Source organism: Nocardiopsis sp. NPDC055824 (assembly GCF_053616335.1).
This window is the reverse complement of record NZ_JBSHDN010000373.1, coordinates 1-2,764: the sequence shown is the minus strand read 5'-3', so window position 1 is coordinate 2,764 and position 2,764 is coordinate 1. Positions and strand designations below refer to the sequence as shown.

The following is a 2,764-nucleotide window of genomic DNA, read 5'->3' as shown; positions in this document are numbered from 1 at the left end:
CCTCCCGGGGGCGGCCGCCGCCGTCGTCCGCGCCCGGGGGCCGGACGGGGCCCGGCCCCGGACGCCGCCAGGCCCCCGCCCGGCCCCGGTGTCCCTGTCCCGGACGCAGGGCCGGCCCCGGACGCCGCACCGCGCCCGGCGGGCGCGCACGGCCGCCTGGAGGACGCGGGGACCGCCGCGCGGGGGAGGGTCCGGTCCACGCCACCGGGGCGCGACCGTCAGGGCCCCTCCCCGCCGCTTCCCGTGGGGCCGGTACGCGGTGGCCCGTCCGCCTCCTCCCCGGAGGAGCCGACGGGCACGAGCGGGTGGCCCGCCGCCTCGGCGAGGGAGCCCCCGTCCGCAGGGGCGTCCACGAGGGCGTCGAGCAGGTGCGGTTCCAGGACCACCGCGAGCGACGTCGAGAACGCGTAGGAGAAGTGGTCGGAGTCGTAGTACACCAGCTGGTTGCCGATGACCCCGCGGCACCGGCCCTCCTCGCACAGGTAGTCGGTCATGTCCAGGAACCGCGTGTTGCCCGGCACCTCCTCCAGGTCCTCGAAGGGGGAGGAGAGCGCCATCGAGCGGGACTGGTCCTCCGTGCAGCGCCCGGCGCCGTGGCGGTCGACGCACTCGGCCACGTCGAACCCGAAACGGGGGGTGTCGCGGACCGCGACCACGTCCGCGCCCAGGTCTTCCAGCTGCCGCCACCGCTCCACGAAACCGTCCGGCACGTGCTCGGAGGCGCCCTCTCCCGCCCGGGTCAGCGATCCCAGGGCGAACACGGCATCGGGCCGCAGCGTCGCGATCTCGTCCATCACCCGGTCGTTCCAGACGGTGCACTCCGCGAAGGGCTCGCCCCGGTAGGTCTGCGGCTCCGCGCTGAACTGGCAGGCGTTCTTGGTCATCACCACCAGCCGCCACCCGTGCCGCTCGGCGATGGGGCGCAGGGCCTGGAACCAGTGCCGGGCGTGCGAGCTGCCGGTCAGCACCAGTGTGTAGTCCGCCCCGGGGTCGCCGAACACGCACCTGCGCATCTCCGTGTCCGGGAGCAGGGAGTTGCACTCGGAGGTCTGGTCGATGGTGTCCCGTACGACCGTGGTCGTGTCCGGGTACACCGGCAGCGCGGGCAGGTTCGCCCTCAGCTCGGGGTCCAGGTGCACCGCGGCGCCCGGGTAGGCCAGCGGGTCGGAGCTCAGCTCCAGGCGCAGCCTGCGGTCGTGCTCGATGGACCCGCCCCACAGCAGGCCCGCGGCCAGCACGGGGACGACGAACAGGACGCCCGCGGCCAGCGACCACGACGGGGCGCTCCGCGTACGGGTGAGCCGGCCCACGCTCCCGTCCACCACCCGGCTCGTGGCCACGGCGGCCGCGAACGAGACGCCCAGCACGAGCAGGCCGCCCGCCGGTGTCGGGCGGTCCTGGCCGGTGACCTCCAGGTGGAACACCAGCACGGGCCAGTGCCACAGGAACAGCGTGTAGGCGTGGCCGCCCAACCAGGTGAGCGGGCGCAGTCCCAGCAGGCGGGTCGCCGACAGCGGGGCGCCGTCCCCGCCCGTGCCCGCCAGGACGACCAGGACCGCGGCGCACACCGGCCACAGGGACGCGAAACCGGGGTAGGGGAGCGCGTCGCCGACCACCACCCCGCAGGCGGCCAGCGCGGCCAGCCCCAGCCATCCCGCGGCGGTCCGCAGCCTCCGGGGCAGGCGCACCCGGTGGACGACCAGCGCGAGCACGCCCCCCAGGGCCGGTTCCCACAACCGCGCCCCGGTGTCGAAGTAGGCCCACACGGGCTCGGCGGCGGTGATCCACAGCGAGTACGCGAACGACACCGCCAGCACCGCGCCCACCGCGGGCAGCGCGACCGCGCGCACGTTCCGGCCCAGCCGCGCCGCGAGCAGGCCGGCCGCCGCGATCAGGAGCGGCCACAGCAGGTAGAACTGCCCCTGCACCGCCAGCGACCAGAAGTGCTGCACGGGGCTCGCGGACGCGTTCTCCGCCATGTAGTCGACCGAGTCCAGGGCCAGGCGCCAGTTGCCGAAGTACAGCGCCGAGGCCTGTACCTCCGCGATGACCCCCGTCCACCGCGAACGCGGCAGGATCAGGTACGCGCCCGCCAGCACGGCCGCGAGCACCACCGCCCCCGCCGGGAAGAGCCGCTCGACCAGCCTGGCCCAGAACGCCCCGAAGGCGATCCGCCCGTCGCGCTCCACCGACCGGACCAGCGAGCCGGTGACGAGGAACCCGGTGAGCAGGAGGAAGACGTCGACGCCTCCGGAGACCGTGCCGAACCAGATGTGGTAGACGGCGATCAGCAGCGCCGCGACGGCGCGCAGCCCCTCGATGTCGGAGCGCCGCCGCCCCGGTTCGACGCGGGCGGGGGAGGGCTCGGGGCGGAAGGGGGCGGGAAGGGGCACGGGTGCGGATCAGCCTCGGGACTCGACAGGGATGGGCCAGGGGCAGCGGCCGGGCCGTGCTCCGGGAGCGCGGTCGCGGGAGGACCGGGCCCGGCGCCGCCGGGGGCGGGAGCCGGACGCGGCGCCGGGGCGCCGACGGCGCCCGGGAAACCCTGCGGGTCCAGTATCGGCGGGCGCCGCGGGCGGCCCGCCTCCCGGGCGGACCCTGTTGTCGAGTCGAGACGGAATCAGTGTTGACGCGTAGCCTCGCGCCGGGGGGCGGGTGCCCCGGATCACACGGCGGCGGACGGTGCGCCGGGCGTGCCCGGCCCCGATCCGCCTTTCCGCCCCTCTGCGGCGGGGCGCACGGCTCCGCCCCCGGGCTCCGGGAG

The 2,764-nt window shown here is 76.2% G+C and carries 1 protein-coding gene; it reads right to left on the bottom strand.

The window, feature by feature from the left end; all coding sequences use genetic code 11:
- Positions 1 to 218 precede the first annotated feature (218 nt).
- Entirely contained in the window at positions 219 to 2,393 is a 2,175-nt protein-coding gene (locus ACWGL3_RS31920) for an acyltransferase family protein (protein ID WP_452462149.1), read from the bottom strand.
- Positions 2,394 to 2,764 lie beyond the last annotated feature (371 nt).